A 16,388-nucleotide genomic window follows, 5' to 3' on the forward strand; every position below is an offset into this window, starting at 1 on the left:
TGCTTAAGCGGAGCCTAAGCGGCAGGAACTCGCACGACGAACCGCGCCCCGCCCCCGTCGGCGGTCTCGACCGCGACCGTCCCCCCGTGCGATCGCACGACCGACTCGACGATCGCCAGGCCCAGCCCCGACCCGCCCGAGTCGCGGTCGCGGCCCTCGTCGAGCCGGACGAACCGGTCGAACACCCGCTCGCGGTCGGCCTCGGGGATACCGGCGCCGTCGTCGTCGACGATGAGCATCACGGTGTCGCCGGCGAGCGCCGTGCTGACACGCACCCGGCTCCCGGCGTGGCGCGCCGCGTTGTCGACGAGGTTGCGGACGGCCATCGTGAGCAGGCGCTCGTCGCCCGTCACCCGGACGGCTGCGACCTGGGAGCTGTCGACGGCCACTCGCCCCAGGGCCCGGACCCGCGACGCCTCGGCGAGGACGACGTCGTCGAGGTCCACCGCCGAACGGGTGCTGGGCGCGATCTCGTCGAGCCTGCTCAGGAGGAGGAGGGAGTCGACGAGTTCCTGCTGCCGGGTGCCTTCCGAGAGCACGACGTCGGCCAGCTCGCTGAGGCTCGTCTCGTCGGGGTAGAGCCGTGCGAGCTCGGCGTGCTGGCGCACGGTCGCGAGGGGCGAGCGGAGTTCGTGCGAGGCGTCGGAGACGAAGCGCTGCTGCGCCGACTGGGCTGCGTCGAGGCGGCCGAGCATGCCGTTGAGGGTGCGCGCGAGGCGGTCGACCTCGTCGCCGGTTCCGGGTTCGACGACGCGGTCGTGGAGCCCCTCGCCGCGGATGGCCTCGGCGTCGAGCCGTATCCGTTCCACGGGGCGCAGCGCCCGGCCCACCACGATCCAGGTCAGGACGGCCATCGCCACGACCACGATCGGGACCACGATCACAAGGAGCTGGATCACGGTGGAGACGGCGTCGTCGGCATCGTCGAGGGATGCGCCGACGACGAGGGTCGCATCGTCGATGCCGGCCGCGTCGACGTCGTCGGAGACGAGCAGCCAGCGCTCGTCGTCGCGGACGACGATGGCGCCGTCGTCGGTCGACAGCGGCGAGCCGCCCGCGTCGTCGCCATGAGCCACCACGGAGCCGCTATCGGTCTGGAGCTGCACGAGCAGGTCGTCGTCCTGACCGGTCACGACGCCCGCCCCCTCGGTCTCGACGCGGCTGGAGATGGTGCTGAGGGTCTGCTCGGCCGCCGACCTGACGCCGTCGTGCAGCGAGTGGCGGAGGACGACCACGAACGCGGCCGCGCCGAGAGCGCCGACCACGAGCGCGATGAGAGCGACCCAGGCCGTGGCGCGCGTTCGGATGGAGCGCCGTCGGCGCGCGACGTCACTCATCGCCCGTGCCGAGTCGGTAGCCGGCGCCGCGGACCGTCTCGATGGTCACGGTGCCGTACGGACGGTCGAGCTTGCGTCGCAGGTGCGCGACGTACACCTCGACGATCGACGGATCGCCGTCGAAGTCGTCGTCCCACACGCCGGCCACGATCTGGCGCTTCGACACGACGTGGCCGGCATTGCGGGCGAGGAACTCGAGCACGGCGAACTCGCGGCTCGTCAGGTCGATCTCGTCGTCACCCCGGTGGGCACGGCGGCGGCCCGGATCGACCCGGAGGTCGCCGATCTCGTGGACGACCGGAGGCGCCGGCGCACCCCGCCGGGCGAGCGCGCGGATCCGAGCCACGAGGACGGGGAACGAGAACGGCTTCGTGACGTAGTCGTCGGCGCCGGCATCGAGAGCCTCGACCTGATCCCACTCGCCGTCTTTGGCGGTCAGCATGAGCACGGGCGTCCAGTTCTGCTCGTCGCGCAGCGCCCGGCACACGGCCCAGCCGCTCATCTTCGGCATCATGAGGTCGAGCAGGATCGCGTCGTAGGTGTTCTCGCGCGCGAACCAGAGGCCGTCGACCCCGTCGTGGGCGACGTCGACCGCGAAGCCCTCGGCCATCAGCGCGCGCCGCACTCCGTCGGCCAGGCGCTTCTCGTCGTCGACTACAAGGATTCGCATGCGACCACCTTGCCCGACGCTTCCTTGCGCGCAGCCTAAGCGGGCGGAGTCAGGACATGCGCGCTCTTTCGCTGACGCGGCGGCGACGCCCTACAGCGACTCCAGGTACTCCGCGTTCGCGCGCAGCGCCGGCTTGTACCGCTCGAGCTCCCCGGCACCGACGGGGTCGGCCAGCAGGCGCAGCACACCGGCGAGCGCCGCATCCTTCCGGCCGGCCGCGTGCAGGCTCAGCGCCTCGAATGCGCCGAGCGACACCGAGTCAGGAAACTCGTCTTTGGCCCGCGCGAACACGGCGAGAGACTCGTCAACCCGGCCGAGATTCCTGAGCGTGCTCCCGTACTGCAGGTAGCACCGGCGCAGCAGGTCGCCCGAGAGTCCGGCCGCGAGGGCCTGCTCGTAGAACCCGACCGCTACCGACTCCTCCCCCGCCGTGTCGTAGGCGCCGGCGAGCTCGTAGAGGACGCGCGAGTCGCGAGGGTGCACCTCGTACACCGCGCGGAGGGCGGCGATGGTCGGGGACATGTCGTCGCGGTCGCGGGCGGCGAAGAGGCGGTCGAGGTGGTCTGCGAGTTCCTGCGTCATGGGTCTCCCTCTGCAGGCGTCCGCCCGCCCGACCACGCTAGCGGTCGCGGCCGCGGGGCCGTCAAAGCGAAGCGGGGAAAGCCGTTCGCCGCCCGATGAGGGTCAGCACCAGCGCGGCCACCCCGAAGACGAGCATGACGACGGCCAGGATGAGGCCGTCGCCGACGGTGAGGAGGGCGCCTCCCACGATGCCGGCGAGAAAGATCGCGATGTTGAACGCCACCGGCAGGAACGAGCTGGCCACGTCGGCGTTCTCCCCGCCCGCGGTCGTGAGAGCGGCCTGCACCTGCGTGGCTGCGCCGCCGAAGGAGAGACCCCAGAGGACCGCCGCGACGAGCACCGCGACGACCGAGTCGTGGGCGAGGAGCAGCAGCAGGGCGGCGACGATGAAGGCGCCCACGCTGATGTGGAGCAGCGGTCGCGGGCGACGGTCGATCAGAGCCCCGGTGATCACCACGCCGCCGATCGCGGCCACCCCGTACACGAGCAGCACCAGGCCCGCGGCGAGGCCGGTGGAGGTCGCCGAGAGGTACGGCGAGATGTACGTGTAGATGGTGTTGTGGGCGAGCATCCACGCCACGATGACGGCCAGGATGATCACGATCCCCGGGATGCGGATCACCTGGGCGAGCGGGAGCCGGACCGCCGCCGACTGGCCGGGAGCGTCGGGCACGAACGCCAGGATCAGCACGAGCACGACCGCGCCGACGAGGCTGAGCCCGCCGAACGACCAGCGCCAGCTGGCCACGGAGCCGATGGCCGAGCCGAGCGGCGTACCGAGGGCGAACCCCAGCGGGGCACCCGTCGAGACGATGGCGAGCGACAGCCCCGCGAACCGGGGCGGGCTGATCCGTCGCGCGTAGGTGGCGAACATGCCCCAGATGACTCCCGACATGGAGCCGGCGACGAAGCGCGACCCCAGCGACAGGGCGAGAGACGGCGAGAGCGCGGTCACCGCGTTGGCGAGCACGAGCAGCGCCACGGCTGTCAGCAGCAGCGGCTTCCGCCGGAATCCGCGCGTGAGCGTGATGGCCGGGACGGTGACGATCACCGTTCCGATCGCATACGCGCTCACGAACAGCCCCACGCCGGCCTGAGTCGTGCCGAGACCCCGGGATATCTCCGGCAGCAGCCCGGCCGGCATGGTCTCCATGGCGACGAGGACGAACCCGATGGCCGCGAGGAGCGAGAGCGGAAACCAGGGCAGTCGCTCGGATCTCGGGCCCGCCTGCGTGGGCGTCTCAGAGGTGGTGGTGTTCATCGGTCCTTTTCTCGGCGATCCGCTCGGTGGCGGCCCAGGAGGCGAGCATCTCAGTCATGACGCGAGATGGCTAGTCGACGTCGGTCGTGACGCTCTTCGCCTCCCACGCGGCGATGTCCGACTCGAGGGCCGCGAGGGCTTTGCGCACGATCGGCACCGCGTCAGAACCCAGCACGAGCAGGAACGGCAGCCCGCCGCCGTCCACCGCCTCCACCAGCACGGACGCCGCTTTGGCGGGGTCGCCCGCCTGGGTGCCGTGCGTCGTGTCGGCGCCGATGCGGCGCTTGCCGCTGGTCTCGTCGTAGTCGGCGATGCGGGTGGCCGACTCCGTCAGCGAGCGGCCGGAGAAGTCGGTGCGGAAGCCGCCCGGCTCGACCACCGTGGCGGTGATGCCGAGCGGTGCTACCTCGGTGCGGAGGGCCATGGTCAGCTGCTCGACGGCGGCCTTGGCGGCGCCGTAGTAGCCGGATCCTGCGCCCGTGGTGCGCGCCCCGATCGACGAGAAGTTGACGATGGTGCCCGAGCGTCGCGCGCGCATGCCCGGCAGGACGGCCTTGATCGTGCGCACTGTGCCGTGGATGTGCGTGTCGAAGAGCTTCGCCACGTCGGCGTCGTCGCCCTCTTCGACGGCGGCGCGGTAGCCGTAGCCGGCGTTGTTCAGCAGCACGTCGATCTGCCCGAATCGCTCGATTCCGGCGTCGACCGCGGCGGCGACGCTGCTCTCGTCGGTCACGTCGAGCGCGACGGCGAGCGCGGTGTCGGGATACGTCGATTCGAGGTCGGCGACCGTGCCCTTGTCGCGAGCGGTGACGACGACGTTGTGCCCCTTGGCGAGGGCCTCTTCGGCGAAGGCGCGGCCGAGGCCGGTCGACGATCCGGTGATGAGCCAGGTGGTCATTTGGTTCCTTTCGCGTGGTGCCGGGCCGTTCGGCCCTAGGGATACGCAACACCCGATCGTGCGGGGGTGCGTGGTGCTGGCGGTACCTCCCTTGCGCGCCGCGCCCGTGGATTCCGCACGAACCGGGCTCAGGGCACCAGCACGTACCGACCGAAGACCGCCCCCTCGTCCATGCCGCGGTGCGCCTCAGCCGCGTCGGCGAGCGGCAGCACCCCGTGGACCACGGCCGCGATCTCACCCCGCGCGGCTGACGCGAACAGCTGCGCCCGCGCCGCATTCCGCTCGGGCACCGGGACCGTGTCGAGGCTGAACGTCGCGAACGACAGCGACCGCTGGAACAGCCGCATCAGCCCCATGCCGAAGTCGGCCGGCGGGTAGCCTCCGACGATGCCGATCGACACGATGCGGCCGTTGGGGGCGAGCCGGTCGAAGAACGCGGGCAGGCCCTCGCCGCCGATCACGTCGATCAGGAGGTCGAAGGTCGTGTCGCCGTCGCCGGTGCCGAACTCGCGGCCATCCCGATCCAGCACGTCGGTCGCGCCCAGGGCGAGCAGTCGTTCGCCGCGCTCCTGAGACGACGTCGTCACCGCGATCCGTCCGGCCCCGCCCCGCGCCGCGAGCTGCACGGCCATGATCCCCAGGCTCCCCGACGCACCGCGCACGAGCACCGACTCCCCCGGGGCGAACCGGCCGTGCGCGAGCGCGAAGTGCGCCACCGGGCCCGCACTGCCGAGGGCGACGGCGTCGGTCGCGGCGAGTCCGTCAGGAATCTCGGTCACATCCCGCTCGGCAGCCACCGCCAGCTCGGCGTAGCCGCCCTGGATTCCTGTAAACGCCCACACCCGCTTGCCCAGCCAGCCCTCGTCCACCCCGTCGCCGACGCGCACGACCGTCCCGGCGACCTCGCTGCCCGGGATCATCCCCACCGCGAACCCGCTGCCGAGCGTCCCCCGCCGGATGACGGCGTCGACTCCCCCGACGCCGATGGCCTCCACCGCGATCAGCATGACACCTGATCCGGGCGCAGGATCCGGCCGCTCCGACACGACCAACCCCGACGCCGGCCCGTACTCCTCGATCGTCACTGCCCGCACTGCTTGCTCCTTCTCCTGATTGCGCGTCCACCGCGCCGACTGATTGCGCGTCGCTCGCGCCGAATCCGAAAGTAGTGGACGCACCCGTCCACTTCGCTAAAGTGAGACCCGTGACCGACCGATTGCCTCACCTCCTGCGCAGCGACGCCCAGGGCAACCGCGACCGGGTGCTTGCCGCGGCGCGCGAGCTCTTCGCGACGGAGGGCCTGGGAGTGCCGATGCGCGAGATCTCGAGGCGAGCCGGGGTGGGCCCGGCGACGCTGTACCGCCGCTTCCCGACCAAGCCCGACCTGGTGGCCGCCGCGTTCGCCGACGAGTTGAGCGCCTGCCGGGCGATCGTCGAGGACGGCGCCGCTGATCCTGCGCCCTGGCGCGGCCTGCAGTCGGTCATCGTGGAGCTCACGGAGCTGAACGCGCGCAACCACGGGTTCGTCGAGGCGTTCACGAGCCAGTATCCGGACGCCGCCGACTTCACGACCCACCGCCGCGAGCTGCTGCGCCTGCTGACCTCGCTGGTGCGGCGCGCTCAGGAGTCGGGCGAGCTGCGCGCCGACTTCGTGATGAACGACCTGATGCTCGTGCTGCTCGCCGGGCGCGGCCTCGCGGCGCTGCCGCCGTCAGGGCGCGATGCGGCTGCCCGCCGCTTTGCCGACCTCGCCATCGATGCGCTGAGGGCGTCGGCCTGAGCCGCTACTGGCGAACCGCCTGAGCGATTCGTGCCGCGACGATGTCGGCCGCGAGGCCGGTTGTGTCGACGACCTCGGCCTCGGCGTGCAGCCACGTGCGCGCAGCGTCCGCGTAGGGCTCGAGGTAGGCGCGACGGAACGTGGAGGGGCCGAGCTCGTGGTCGTTCTCGATCCGTGCGCTGAGCGCAGCCTGATCGGCATGCAGCACGAAGTGCCGGACCGGGATGCCGTGCGACGCGAGCCCGGAGCTGATCTCGCGCCAGTACTCCTCGACCAGCACGGTCATCGGCATGATCAGCGTGCCGCCCGCGAACTCGAGCACCCGCCGGGCCGTCTCGACGACGAGCGGCCGCCAGGGTGCCCAGTGCTGGAAGTTGTCGGTCGCCGGGAGCCCGGGCATGACGTCCATCAGCACCTCGCCGACCTTCTCGGCGTCGAGGATCCGCGAGTCGGCGACCAGCGGCTGCAGCAGGCGGGCGGTCGTCGTCTTTCCTGCACCGTGTGTTCCGTTGAGCCAGACGATCATGGTGGCGACTCTAGGCGCGTGCGATTTCGCCTCGCGTCCGCCGGAGGGGTGATCGTCGATCGATAGGTAGAGCACCATCTCGACAGATAACGCTAACCGTGATAGCTTTTGGCTAACGCACTTAGCCGACTGGGAGAGATCATGACCGAGACACTCGACATCGATGGCCAGACCATCGCCTACGACCTGCAGGGCCACGGCCCCCTGGTCGTGCTCGCCCACGGCATGGGCGACAGCCGTCACTCGTACCGCTTCATCGTCCCGGCCCTCGTCGCGGCCGGCTACCGGGTCGCCAACGTCGACATCCGCGGGTGCGGAGAGTCGAGCACCGGGTGGACCGGGTACGGGCGCACCGACATCGCCGGTGACCTCGTCGCGCTGGTCCGGCACCTCGGCGGCCCGGCGGTCGTCGTCGGCCAGTCGATCAGCGGGGGCGCGGCAACTATCGCCGCCGCCACGGCACCCGACCTCATCGCGGGGATCGTCGAGCTCGCACCCTTCACCCGCACGCAGTCGGTCGACCTGGGCGGTCTTCTTCGGGTCAAGAACCACCGCCGAGGAACGATCCAGCTCGCGAGAGTCATGATGAGCGGCAGCCTGACGGGCTGGATGAGCTACCTCGACATCGCCATCCCGACGAAGCCGGCCGACTGGAGCATCGAGCGGGCTCGCATCGAGACGACGCTCACCGACCCCGAGCGGATGGGCGTCCTGCGGGCCATGACGAAGACGAGCCCCGCCGACGCCGGCGCTCCTCTCGCCGACGTCCGCTGCCCGGTGCTCATCGTCGAGGGCGGCGCTGACCCGGACTGGGCCGACCCACGCGCCGAGGGCGAGCGCATCATGGCCGACCTCCCCAGCGGCCTCGGCCAGATCGCGGTCATCGACGGCGCCGGCCACTACCCGCACGCGGAGACGCCTGAGAAGCTGCTCGACCTGCTCCTGCCGTTCCTGACGTCGACGCTCCCTGTCGGCACGGAGACCGACAATGCCTAGAGCGGGCCTGGATGCCGACGTCGTGACCCGAGCGGCGGCCACCGTGGCCGACGAGATCGGGCTGTCGCAGCTGAACATGAACGTCGTCGCCGCGCACCTCGGCGTCAAGGCGCCGTCGCTCTACAAGCACGTTGACGGCCTGGCGGCGCTGGTGCACCGCGTCGCCGTTCTGGCGGCCACGGAGCTGAGCGACGCGGTTCGCGACGCGACCCAGGGCCGTGCGGGCAGCGATGCCCTCGCTGCGGCGGCCCACGCGATGCGCGAGTTCGTCCGAGACCATCCCGGCCGGTACGAAGCCACCGTGGGAGCCCGCGCCACCGGCCCCGACGATCCTCTGTCGATCGCGCTGCTACGCGGCCTCGACTCGTTCGCGGCCGTCCTGCGGGGCTACCGTCTCGACCCGGCCGACGAGACCCATGCGCTGCGGATGCTGCGCAGCAGCCTCCACGGGTTCGCGATGCTCGAGACGGCGGGCGGCTTCCAGATGGCGACCGACGTCGACGAGAGCTTCGCCTGGATGGTCGACTTCATCGACCGTGGTCTGACGGCGACCACCGCGCCGCCGGCCGAGTAGCAGGGCGGGGCGGGGTCATTCGTTCGCTCGCCCGTGACCGAGTTCGGCGCAGTTGCTGAGAATCAATCGCTTCTGCTCTAGCATGAGCGAACGTCACTTCGGACGCTCGTCGTGGGGAACGCCCCGCCCGGACAAGGACACCCATGATCATTCCCGCGCATCTCGGCCGCCGCCGATCTCGCCTCGCCATCGCCCTTCTTGCGCTTGCCCTCGCGGCCTCGGCGTCCATCGCTCCGGGGTTGCGAGCTGATGCCGCCACCGCAACGCGGACAGTGAGCGGTGTGATCGGCGATGCGACCACCGGTGCCGTTCCGGCGAACACCTCCATCACCCTGGAGTACGGCGAATCGGGAACCGTCTTCGCCTACGGCTCGGTCTCGAAGACCGGGAAGTACTCGTTCGCGCTCCCCAAGGTCGCGGGCACGGGCTTTTACGTGGCAGTCTTCACGGACGACGGCAAGCACGTCCTCGAGACGCACTCTCCCTCGTTCGACCTGACGACCACGACCCCGAGCTTCACGCGCAACGTGAAGATCGCGGCCGGGGCCAGACTCACCGGGCATGCGACTCCGACCAGCACCACTGCCCGCTACGCCCAGGCGTACACCGCCGACGGCGACTACAGCGGCTACCCCGGTTCCGTCGAGTCGAACGGCGCGTTCACGATCACTGGACTCGCGGCCGGAAGCTACCGAGTGCGAATCTCGGGCGACGACATCGCGCCGGTCTACGTAGGCGGCACCTCCTCGCTGGCCGCAGCCACAGCCTTCGAAGTGGCCACCGGCCAGACAATCGACACGGGTGTGACCGCGGTGTCACCCGGAGCCACGATCTCCGGCCACGTCACGGGCAGCCCGGGAGGCGCCGCCGATATGGCAGAAGTCTCGCTGCTCGACGTCGACGCGCCCTCTTCTGAAAAAGCGTCATTCTCCCCGTCGCACCCGCCCTTCGGCGCATTCACCTACACCGACGAGAACGGGTACTACTCGCTCGAGAACGTCCCCGCGGGCACCTATACGCTCCGCTTCGGTGCCTCGTACAACGATGTCAAGCATGTGACGCAGTTCTCTGCCGGGAACAACACCGGCGTCGTCCACCGCTCCGACGCAGAGCAGATCGCCGTGTCCGGGACCGGCCAGATAACGCGCGACATCGCCCTTCCCCTCGGCGGCAGCATCACCGGGACGGTGACCGCCGATGGCAAGCGCGCGACCTTCACCTCGACCGCCTACGCGCAGGACTCCGAGGGCAAGTGGGAGGCGCTGGCGCGCGGCTCGTCGTACGAGGGCGACGGCAAGTACGTCATCCCGGGTCTCTCGGCCGGCACCTACAAGGTCGGCTTCACCAGCTACTCGACGGCGGCGCTGTTCACTGACGAGTACTACGACGACTCGCGTACGATCGCCGATTCGCAGACAGTACAGGTGGTGGGCACCTCGGCCACGAAGGGGATCAACGCCGTCCTGACCGTCGCAGGCCCCCTGGCCAAGTTCGCGACCCACCCGCTTCCCCTCATCACCGGTACGGCCGCCGTGCGCAGCAAGCTGACCGCTGTCCCCGGCACCTGGTCGCCCACCGCCACGTCGTACACGTACCAGTGGAAGCGGAACGGCACCGCGATCTCCGGGGCCACGAAGAGCACGTACACGCTCCTCGGCGCCGACGCAGGGAAGGCCATCACCGTCACGGTGAAGGGCGTACGGTCCGGCTACACGAGCATCAGTCAGACGAGCGCCGCCACCGACGCCGTCACGCCGGGCACGATCACGATCTCCTCGGTGACGACGGGCGGAACCCACGCGGTCGGGGCCACCCAGAAGGCCGTGACGATCGTCTCACCCTCGAGCGCGACGCTGACCTACCAGTGGCTCCGGGACGGCGCCACGATCAGCGGTGCCACGAAGGCGACCCACAAGCTCGTCGCGGCCGACGGCGGCAAGGCCGTCTCGGTCAGGGTCACGGCGAAGATCACGGGCTACACGACCACATCGCAGAGCTCGGCCTCGTTCACTCCTCCGCGCGCGCTCACAGCGACGCCCGTGCCGAAGATCACCGGAACAGCGGCCGTCGGCAAGAAGCTGACGACGAAGGCGGGCACGTGGTCGCCCGCACCGGTGACGCTCACCTACCAGTGGAAACGCGGATCGACGTCCATCGCCAAGGCCACCAAGTCGACCTACACGCCCACGTCGACCGACCGGGGCAAGAAGCTGACGGTCGTCGTCTCGGGCGCCAAGTCCGGCTACAGCAAGGTCGCCAAGAGCAGCGCATCGGTCACCGTGAAGTGACGTCGGGCACGCTCCCGCGCCTCTCGCTGTGGGTGGCCTGCCTCGCGCCGATCGTGTTCCTGCCGGGGGCCCTCGACCGCTGGTTCCTCCCCAAGGCGGTCGTGCTCGCCACCGCCTGCGCGGTGGCAAGCTTCGCGCGAACCGGTGACGGCCGCCTGCCGCGGTGGTTCGCTCCGCTGGTCGCGGCGGCCGCCGTCGTGCTCGTGACGGCAGCCGTGCTGTCACCAGCACCCTGGGCCGAGATCTGGGGCCGGTGGCCGCGGTACGAAGGAGCCGTCATGCTGCCGGTGTATGTCGCCGCGGTCTGGCTGGGCGCTCGGATCCTGGGCCCGACCGCACCCTCCTCCCGGTCGGGGACGCTGGTCTCCGCCGTCGCGACCGCGTCCCTCCTCCTGGGGTTCGTGTCGCTGCTCGAGACGATCGGCTTCCGCCCCCTCGGCAGCAGCGCCGACCGGCCCGGCGCGCTCCTCGGCAACGCGAGTGACCAGGGACTCGTGGGCGTCGTGTTCGCGGCCGTCCTCCTGCTCCCCACCCTCCGCGCCTGGGCTCCATTGGCTCGCCCCGGGCGTGCAGTCGCGAAGCGCGGCAAGGTGTCGCCGCCACGTGCCGTCCTCCCGGCGCCGACTTCGTCGAGCCGCCGGGTCGTGCTCGTCGCAGCCCTGGCTGCGGCGGTGTTCACCATCGTCGCGTCCGCATCGCGCGGTGCGGCGGCGGCGGCAGCGGTGACCGTCGTCGTCCACCTCGTGATCGAGCTTCGTCGGGCGGGCAGCCCGCGTCAGCGCCGCACCATCATCGTCGTGTCAGCCGCCGTGCTCGTGGTGGTCGTCGCCACGACCCTGGCCCTGCCCGCAACCCGGGCGCGTTTCGTCTCGACCGACGGACTGGCCTTCGAGTCCGCCGCCGACCGGCTTCTCATCTGGCGCGAGGCCCTGGCCGTCATCGCTCAACGCCCCGTCCTCGGCTGGGGGCCGAGCGGCTTCCTCGACGCCGTCAGCCGCATCCACGGCGCGCAGTGGCAGCGCGACGTGGGTTCGGCCACGACCTTGGACTCGCCGCACAACTGGATCCTGCAGCTCCTCACCGCCGGCGGCATCCTCCTCTTGTGCGTTGGTCTCGTCGCGCTCGTTCTCGGTGTGGTCTCGGCGCGCAGGAACTGGACAGCCGCCACCCGACCACCCGCCGACGGCCCGCCCGTCTCCTCCGATCCCGACCGGGCCGACGTCCTCGCTGCCGCCGTCGCCGCTCTGTCCGGCCTTGCCGTCGGCTGGTCGGTGACTTTCACGGCACCGGGAACGGTCATCCTGCCGGCGTTGCTGTTCGGAGCCCTGGTGGCGCGGGCGCCCGCGCCGAAGCGGGCGCTACGGCGCCCACTCGGCGCGTTGCGATCCGTCGGCGTCGTCGCGTGGTGCGCCTTCCTGGGGGTCGCGGCTGTCGCCGACATCCCGCTTGGAAACGGCGTCACTGCCGCCGCAGCCGGTGATATCGCCCGGGCGGACTCCTCGTTCGAGACCACCGCGCGCCTCCGGCCGTGGGATGCCGATGTCGCGTCGATCGCCGCCCAGTCGTTGGCGGCGTCCGCCGACGCAGGGAACACCGCAGCCGCTCCTCTCACCGTGAACTGGGCCCGCCGCGCGCTGCGGTCGACGCCCGGCGACCTCCTGGCGAGTAAGGCCCTCGCCGTCGGCGAGCAGTACACGGGCGATCTCGATGGCGCAGCGTCGACGCTGCGCGGGCTTGCGGACGACCACCCGTACGATTCCGAGGTGGCTCAGCGGCTCGGAGGCGTGCTTCTCGTGCAGGGCAAGCTCGACGACGCGACCACCGACCTCGTGCGGGCGTCCGAGCTCGCACCCGACGATGTCGACATCTGGAAGACGCTGGCCTTCGCGTATCAGCAGTCGGGCGACGAGGCGGGCCAGACGCGGGCCGAGGCACGGATCGCAGACCTTTCTGGCGGTGGTCGCTAGCTGTCCCCGGACGTCAGCCGAATGAATCGACTCAGCAAGCCCAGCTCCCCCAGCGAGTGCGGCAGCCCGGTCGCGAGCCTCGGCGAGCACACCAGGAACGCCGCCCACTGCGCCCGCGAGATCGCGACGTTCAAGCGGTTCGGCTGCAGCAGGAACTCCAGACCCCGCGCGATGTCAGCGCTCGACGAGGCGGCCAGCGACACGATCGCGGTGACGCCTTCACGGCCCTGCAACATATCGACGGTCCCGGCCTGCGTCTCGTGCAGGCCGGCTTCGTCGAGGGCGTCGCGCAGCAGGTGCACCTGCGCGTTGTAGGGCGCGACCACGATGATGTCGCGCGCTTCGAGCGGACGGCCGACGGTGTCGTCGGGGCCGTCGAACCAGCGGCGCCCGACGGCGTCGAGGGCGATGGCCACGACGCGTGACGCCTCCTCGGGCGAGGACGTCGTGTTGCCGAGGTGGTCGACCGCGGCGACGTGCAAGCCGGGCTCGATGCCCTCGAGCAGCCGCTGGGGGGCTCGCGATCGCAGCTCGCCGGCGTACGAGAGGGCCGAGACCGGCGCGCACAGTGCCGGGTCCATGCGGCGGGTCTGCGCGAGGAAGTACCCGAACTCCGCCGGCAGCACGTCGCGCCCGTCGGCGAGCCAGCCGAGCGCCGACTCGTCGACCGGCTCGGGGTGCGTGCCCTGGCTGACCTGCGGCAGCTGCTGCGGGTCGCCGAGCAGCAGCAGGCGCTCGGCCGAGACCGCGGCGGCGATGGTTGGCGCGAGCGAGAACTGCCCGGCCTCCTCGACGACGAGCAGGTCGAACGAGCGCCGCTCCGTCAGCGATCCGGCGAAGGTCCACGCCGTCCCGCCGAAGACGAGACCGCCTTCTCGGCCCAGGAACTCGCCCTCCCCGCTCTTCTTGACGAGCGCAGTCCACTCCGAGTCGTGCTTCTCGGCGTCCTTCGGGGTCTTGCCGATGCGGTCGGGGCTGAGCCCGACGGCACGGCCGGCCTTCACGACGGCATCGAGCACGTTCTCGACGGCGGCGTGCGACTGGGCGACGACGCCGATGCGCCAGCCGTGGGCGGCGACGAGGCGCGCGATGACGTGGGAGCCGACGTAGGTCTTGCCCGTTCCTGGTGGGCCTTGGATTGCGAGGTAGGTGTGGTCGGACGACAGCAGCGTCGACACGACCGCCTCGACCGTGTCGTCGTCGTGAATGCCGGCGATCGTCGCGCGCGGCGGGATGCGGCGCAGCAGGTCGAGCACCGGGTCGGCGGGCAGCTCGGCGCCCGCTCGGAGGTGCTCGAGCAGCGTGGCGCCCCACTCGCCGATGGCGTCGCTCAGGATCTTCGTCGCGATCGGCGGGCCGGGCGTCAGGGCGACCGGGTGGTCGTCGTAGGGCTCGACGTCTTTGGGCAGGCGCTCGAGCACGACCGCCTCGACGGTGGTCTCGGTCGTGCCCACGATGTCGATGATCTCGATTGATCCGGTGAAGCCGCGCGATGCCGGGCCCGACGTCTTGAGACCGGGCGGCGGCGGGAAGTCGTAAAGGGCGCGAGGCTTGGCTCCGACAGACAGGCGGCTGCCGGGTGCGGGGCGGAGCGTCAGCCGCAGGGTGCGCGACCAGCTGCGCGCGGGTTTCACCGGCGGCGCCCAGTCGGCGTCGACCGTCGCGCGCTCGACGACGAAGACGTCTTTCTCGTCGGCGAAGTCGTCGATGTCGGCTTCGAGGCGGTTGAAGTGCTCCTGCCACGACTTCTTGGCCTCGCGGCGGTGGTAGTCGATGGCGCTGGCGGCGAGGGCGATCGCCGTCTGGTCGGCGGTGCGGTCGGCGGGGTCGATGCCCTCGATCGTCGCCATGAGCGAGACGAAGGTGGGGTTCGGCTCGACGGGCACCGGGGCTTCGGCCAGGTCGAGCTCTGGGGCGGCGTCCGTCTCGACCGGCGGTCGCAGCGCCAGCAGCCAGTCGCGCAGCTTGAGCGTCGAGATGCAGTCGTAGCGGTTGTAGTCGCCGACCTGGTCGAGCAGCCTCTGGCCTTCGACGGCGTCGCCCGATCGCACGACGTCGATGGCGTGGGCGTACGCGGCGATGCTGTCGACGGCATTCGCCACGTCGTAGCCGGCGCGCGTGGTGTCCATGTAGAGGGGTTCGAGCTTCTTGATGGAGTAGCTGTGCGACCCGACGACGAGCGCCTGCTTCACGATCGGGTACAGGTCGACGAGCACGTTCTGGCGCAGCAGCTCGTCGATCTCGTCCTCGCCGACGCCGTGGCGTGCGGCGATCGAGAGCAGGTGCGTCTTCTCGTACGAGGCGTAGTGGTAGATGTGCATGCCGGGGTGCGCCGCGCGGCGTTCCCGCACGTAGTCGAGAAAGTCTTCTAGCGCGGTGCGCTCCTCGGCGATCGTGTGCGCCCAGAAAGTGACGAAGGTCTCGTCGTTCTCGATCAGGCCGAAGAGGTAGTCGAGCCCCCAGGTGCGGTTGTCTTCGGTGTAGAGCGGGTCGCCCTCGAAGTCGAAGAAGATGTCGCCGGCGTCGGGCGCGGGGATGGCGTCGAGCGCCCGCGGTGCGACGACCTCGACCTCGGGCACCGGGCCGGTGGTCGCGAGCTGGGCGGCGGCCTGGCGCCGCATGCGGTCGAGCACCGTCGTCGAGATGCCCGCGATCGGCCCGGTTGACCGTGCGAGCTGGTCGATGGTGGTGATGCCGGCGGCGTTCAGGCGACCGCGCTGCTCGAGCCGCATGCCCGCCACGAGCACGACGTCGCGCGACGCCTCCACCTCGACGGAGCACTGCGCACACCGCCCGCAGGCGGCGAACCGCGGGTCGCCCCACTCGAGCGCGGCATCGGCGGCGAGCCGGTCGGCGAGCACCTCGCGAAGACGCGCGAGCTGCACCCGGTACACCGGCAGGATGTCGGCCAGCGCGTGCGTGCTCACCGTGCCGTTGCCGAGCACGAGGTGCACGCGGTCGCCCACGGGGATCCCGAGGGCCGCGATCTGCTCGGAGTACCCCGCCAGCTGCAGCAGCGCCGAGATCTTGGCGTGGCGAGCGAGCTTCGTGTCGTAGACCTCGTACTCGCCGGCGTCGTTCAGCACCAGGAAGTCAGAGAACCCCAGAAACCACCCGTCGAAGAACGTGGCTTGATAAAGCGCAGGAACTCGGGCCTCCATCGCCGCCCGAGCCGCCGCGGCCGCCTCGCCGTACTCGCTCGGCTTCGGCCGGTCAGCGAACTCCGCGATGTTGTCAGCGCCGAGCTGCCCCCGCAGCGTCTCCAGCCACCGCTCCTCGTGCTCGATGCCGAGCGCGGCCGTGCGCTCGAGCATGGCGTCGGGCACGTCGACCGCCTTGTCGATCCGCCCGAGCTTTGCGTCGAGTCGCCGCAAAAATGCCCACTCGCACGCCGCCCACGTGCTCAGGTCGGACGGACTGGTGACGACGCGGTCGTTGGCTGTGTCGACGTACAAGTGGCTCCCCCGGAGTCGATCTGGCTGGCTTTGGTGTCGCTCACGCTAGTGGGG

Annotated in this window: 13 protein-coding genes; 5 read left to right on the top strand and 8 right to left on the bottom strand. The window is 70.9% G+C overall.

The genetic code is table 11. The features are described from left to right. Positions 1-14: 14 nt before the first annotated feature. The 6 genes from AC07TY_RS04845 to AC07TY_RS04870 all read right to left on the bottom strand — a co-directional run bounded on the left by AC07TY_RS04845 (position 15) and on the right by AC07TY_RS04870 (position 5,842). The gene (locus AC07TY_RS04845; protein ID WP_488626022.1) at positions 15-1,337 is read right to left on the bottom strand and encodes a sensor histidine kinase; all 1,323 of its coding nucleotides are present in this window, start codon (positions 1,335-1,337) and stop codon (positions 15-17) included. Next, positions 1,330-2,007 (bottom strand): response regulator transcription factor, encoded by a 678-nt coding sequence (locus tag AC07TY_RS04850; protein WP_494784494.1) that lies wholly within the window; start codon positions 2,005-2,007, stop codon positions 1,330-1,332. The genes AC07TY_RS04845 and AC07TY_RS04850 overlap by 8 nt, the downstream gene beginning before the upstream one ends. Positions 2,008-2,097: 90 nt before the next feature. Further along, positions 2,098-2,589: a tetratricopeptide repeat protein gene (locus AC07TY_RS04855; protein WP_494784495.1), complete on the bottom strand. Its 492-nt coding sequence runs from the start codon at positions 2,587-2,589 to the stop codon at positions 2,098-2,100. Positions 2,590-2,650: 61 nt separating this feature from the next. Further along, positions 2,651-3,850 carry an MFS transporter gene (locus tag AC07TY_RS04860; RefSeq protein ID WP_488626018.1) on the bottom strand — a complete coding sequence of 400 codons (1,200 nt, stop codon included), beginning with the start codon at positions 3,848-3,850 and terminating at the stop codon, positions 2,651-2,653. A gap of 70 nt (positions 3,851-3,920) precedes the next feature. Then, positions 3,921-4,748: an oxidoreductase gene (locus AC07TY_RS04865; RefSeq protein WP_494784496.1), complete on the bottom strand. Its 828-nt coding sequence runs from the start codon at positions 4,746-4,748 to the stop codon at positions 3,921-3,923. Positions 4,749-4,876: 128 nt separating this feature from the next. Further along, complete coding sequence (locus AC07TY_RS04870) at positions 4,877-5,842, bottom strand: zinc-binding dehydrogenase (RefSeq protein WP_494784497.1); 966 nt, start codon at positions 5,840-5,842, stop codon at positions 4,877-4,879. Between the two features lie 110 nt (positions 5,843-5,952). Here AC07TY_RS04870 and AC07TY_RS04875 point away from each other — a divergent pair, with 110 nt between their 5' ends. Beyond that, positions 5,953-6,528 carry a TetR/AcrR family transcriptional regulator gene (locus tag AC07TY_RS04875; protein ID WP_488626015.1) on the top strand — a complete coding sequence of 192 codons (576 nt, stop codon included), beginning with the start codon at positions 5,953-5,955 and terminating at the stop codon, positions 6,526-6,528. Between the two features lie 4 nt (positions 6,529-6,532). Here AC07TY_RS04875 and AC07TY_RS04880 read toward each other — a convergent pair whose 3' ends face one another. After that, positions 6,533-7,054, bottom strand: a complete 522-nt coding sequence (locus AC07TY_RS04880; RefSeq protein WP_494784498.1) for an AAA family ATPase — start codon at positions 7,052-7,054, stop codon at positions 6,533-6,535. 141 nt (positions 7,055-7,195) lie between these two features. On the opposite strand from AC07TY_RS04880, the gene AC07TY_RS04885 reads away from it, so the two are divergent. The 4 genes from AC07TY_RS04885 (at position 7,196) to AC07TY_RS04900 (ending at position 12,879) form a co-directional block, all read left to right on the top strand. After that, positions 7,196-8,050, top strand: a complete 855-nt coding sequence (locus AC07TY_RS04885; protein ID WP_494784499.1) for an alpha/beta fold hydrolase — start codon at positions 7,196-7,198, stop codon at positions 8,048-8,050. Next, positions 8,043-8,624, top strand: a complete 582-nt coding sequence (locus AC07TY_RS04890; protein ID WP_494784500.1) for a TetR/AcrR family transcriptional regulator — start codon at positions 8,043-8,045, stop codon at positions 8,622-8,624. Before AC07TY_RS04885 ends, AC07TY_RS04890 begins: the two co-directional genes overlap by 8 nt. Positions 8,625-8,767: 143 nt before the next feature. Further along, positions 8,768-10,912 (top strand): hypothetical protein, encoded by a 2,145-nt coding sequence (locus AC07TY_RS04895; RefSeq protein ID WP_494784501.1) that lies wholly within the window; start codon positions 8,768-8,770, stop codon positions 10,910-10,912. Continuing rightward, complete coding sequence (locus AC07TY_RS04900; protein ID WP_494784502.1) at positions 10,909-12,879, top strand: O-antigen ligase family protein; 1,971 nt, start codon at positions 10,909-10,911, stop codon at positions 12,877-12,879. The genes AC07TY_RS04895 and AC07TY_RS04900 overlap by 4 nt, the downstream gene beginning before the upstream one ends. Here AC07TY_RS04900 and AC07TY_RS04905 read toward each other — a convergent pair. Further along, positions 12,876-16,334, bottom strand: a complete 3,459-nt coding sequence (locus AC07TY_RS04905) for a TM0106 family RecB-like putative nuclease (protein ID WP_494784503.1) — start codon at positions 16,332-16,334, stop codon at positions 12,876-12,878. The two genes, AC07TY_RS04900 and AC07TY_RS04905, sit on opposite strands and share 4 nt — an antisense overlap. Between the last annotated feature and the right edge of the window lie 54 nt (positions 16,335-16,388).

It is taken from the genome of Frondihabitans sp. GW821-FHT04F02, assembly GCF_059420045.1.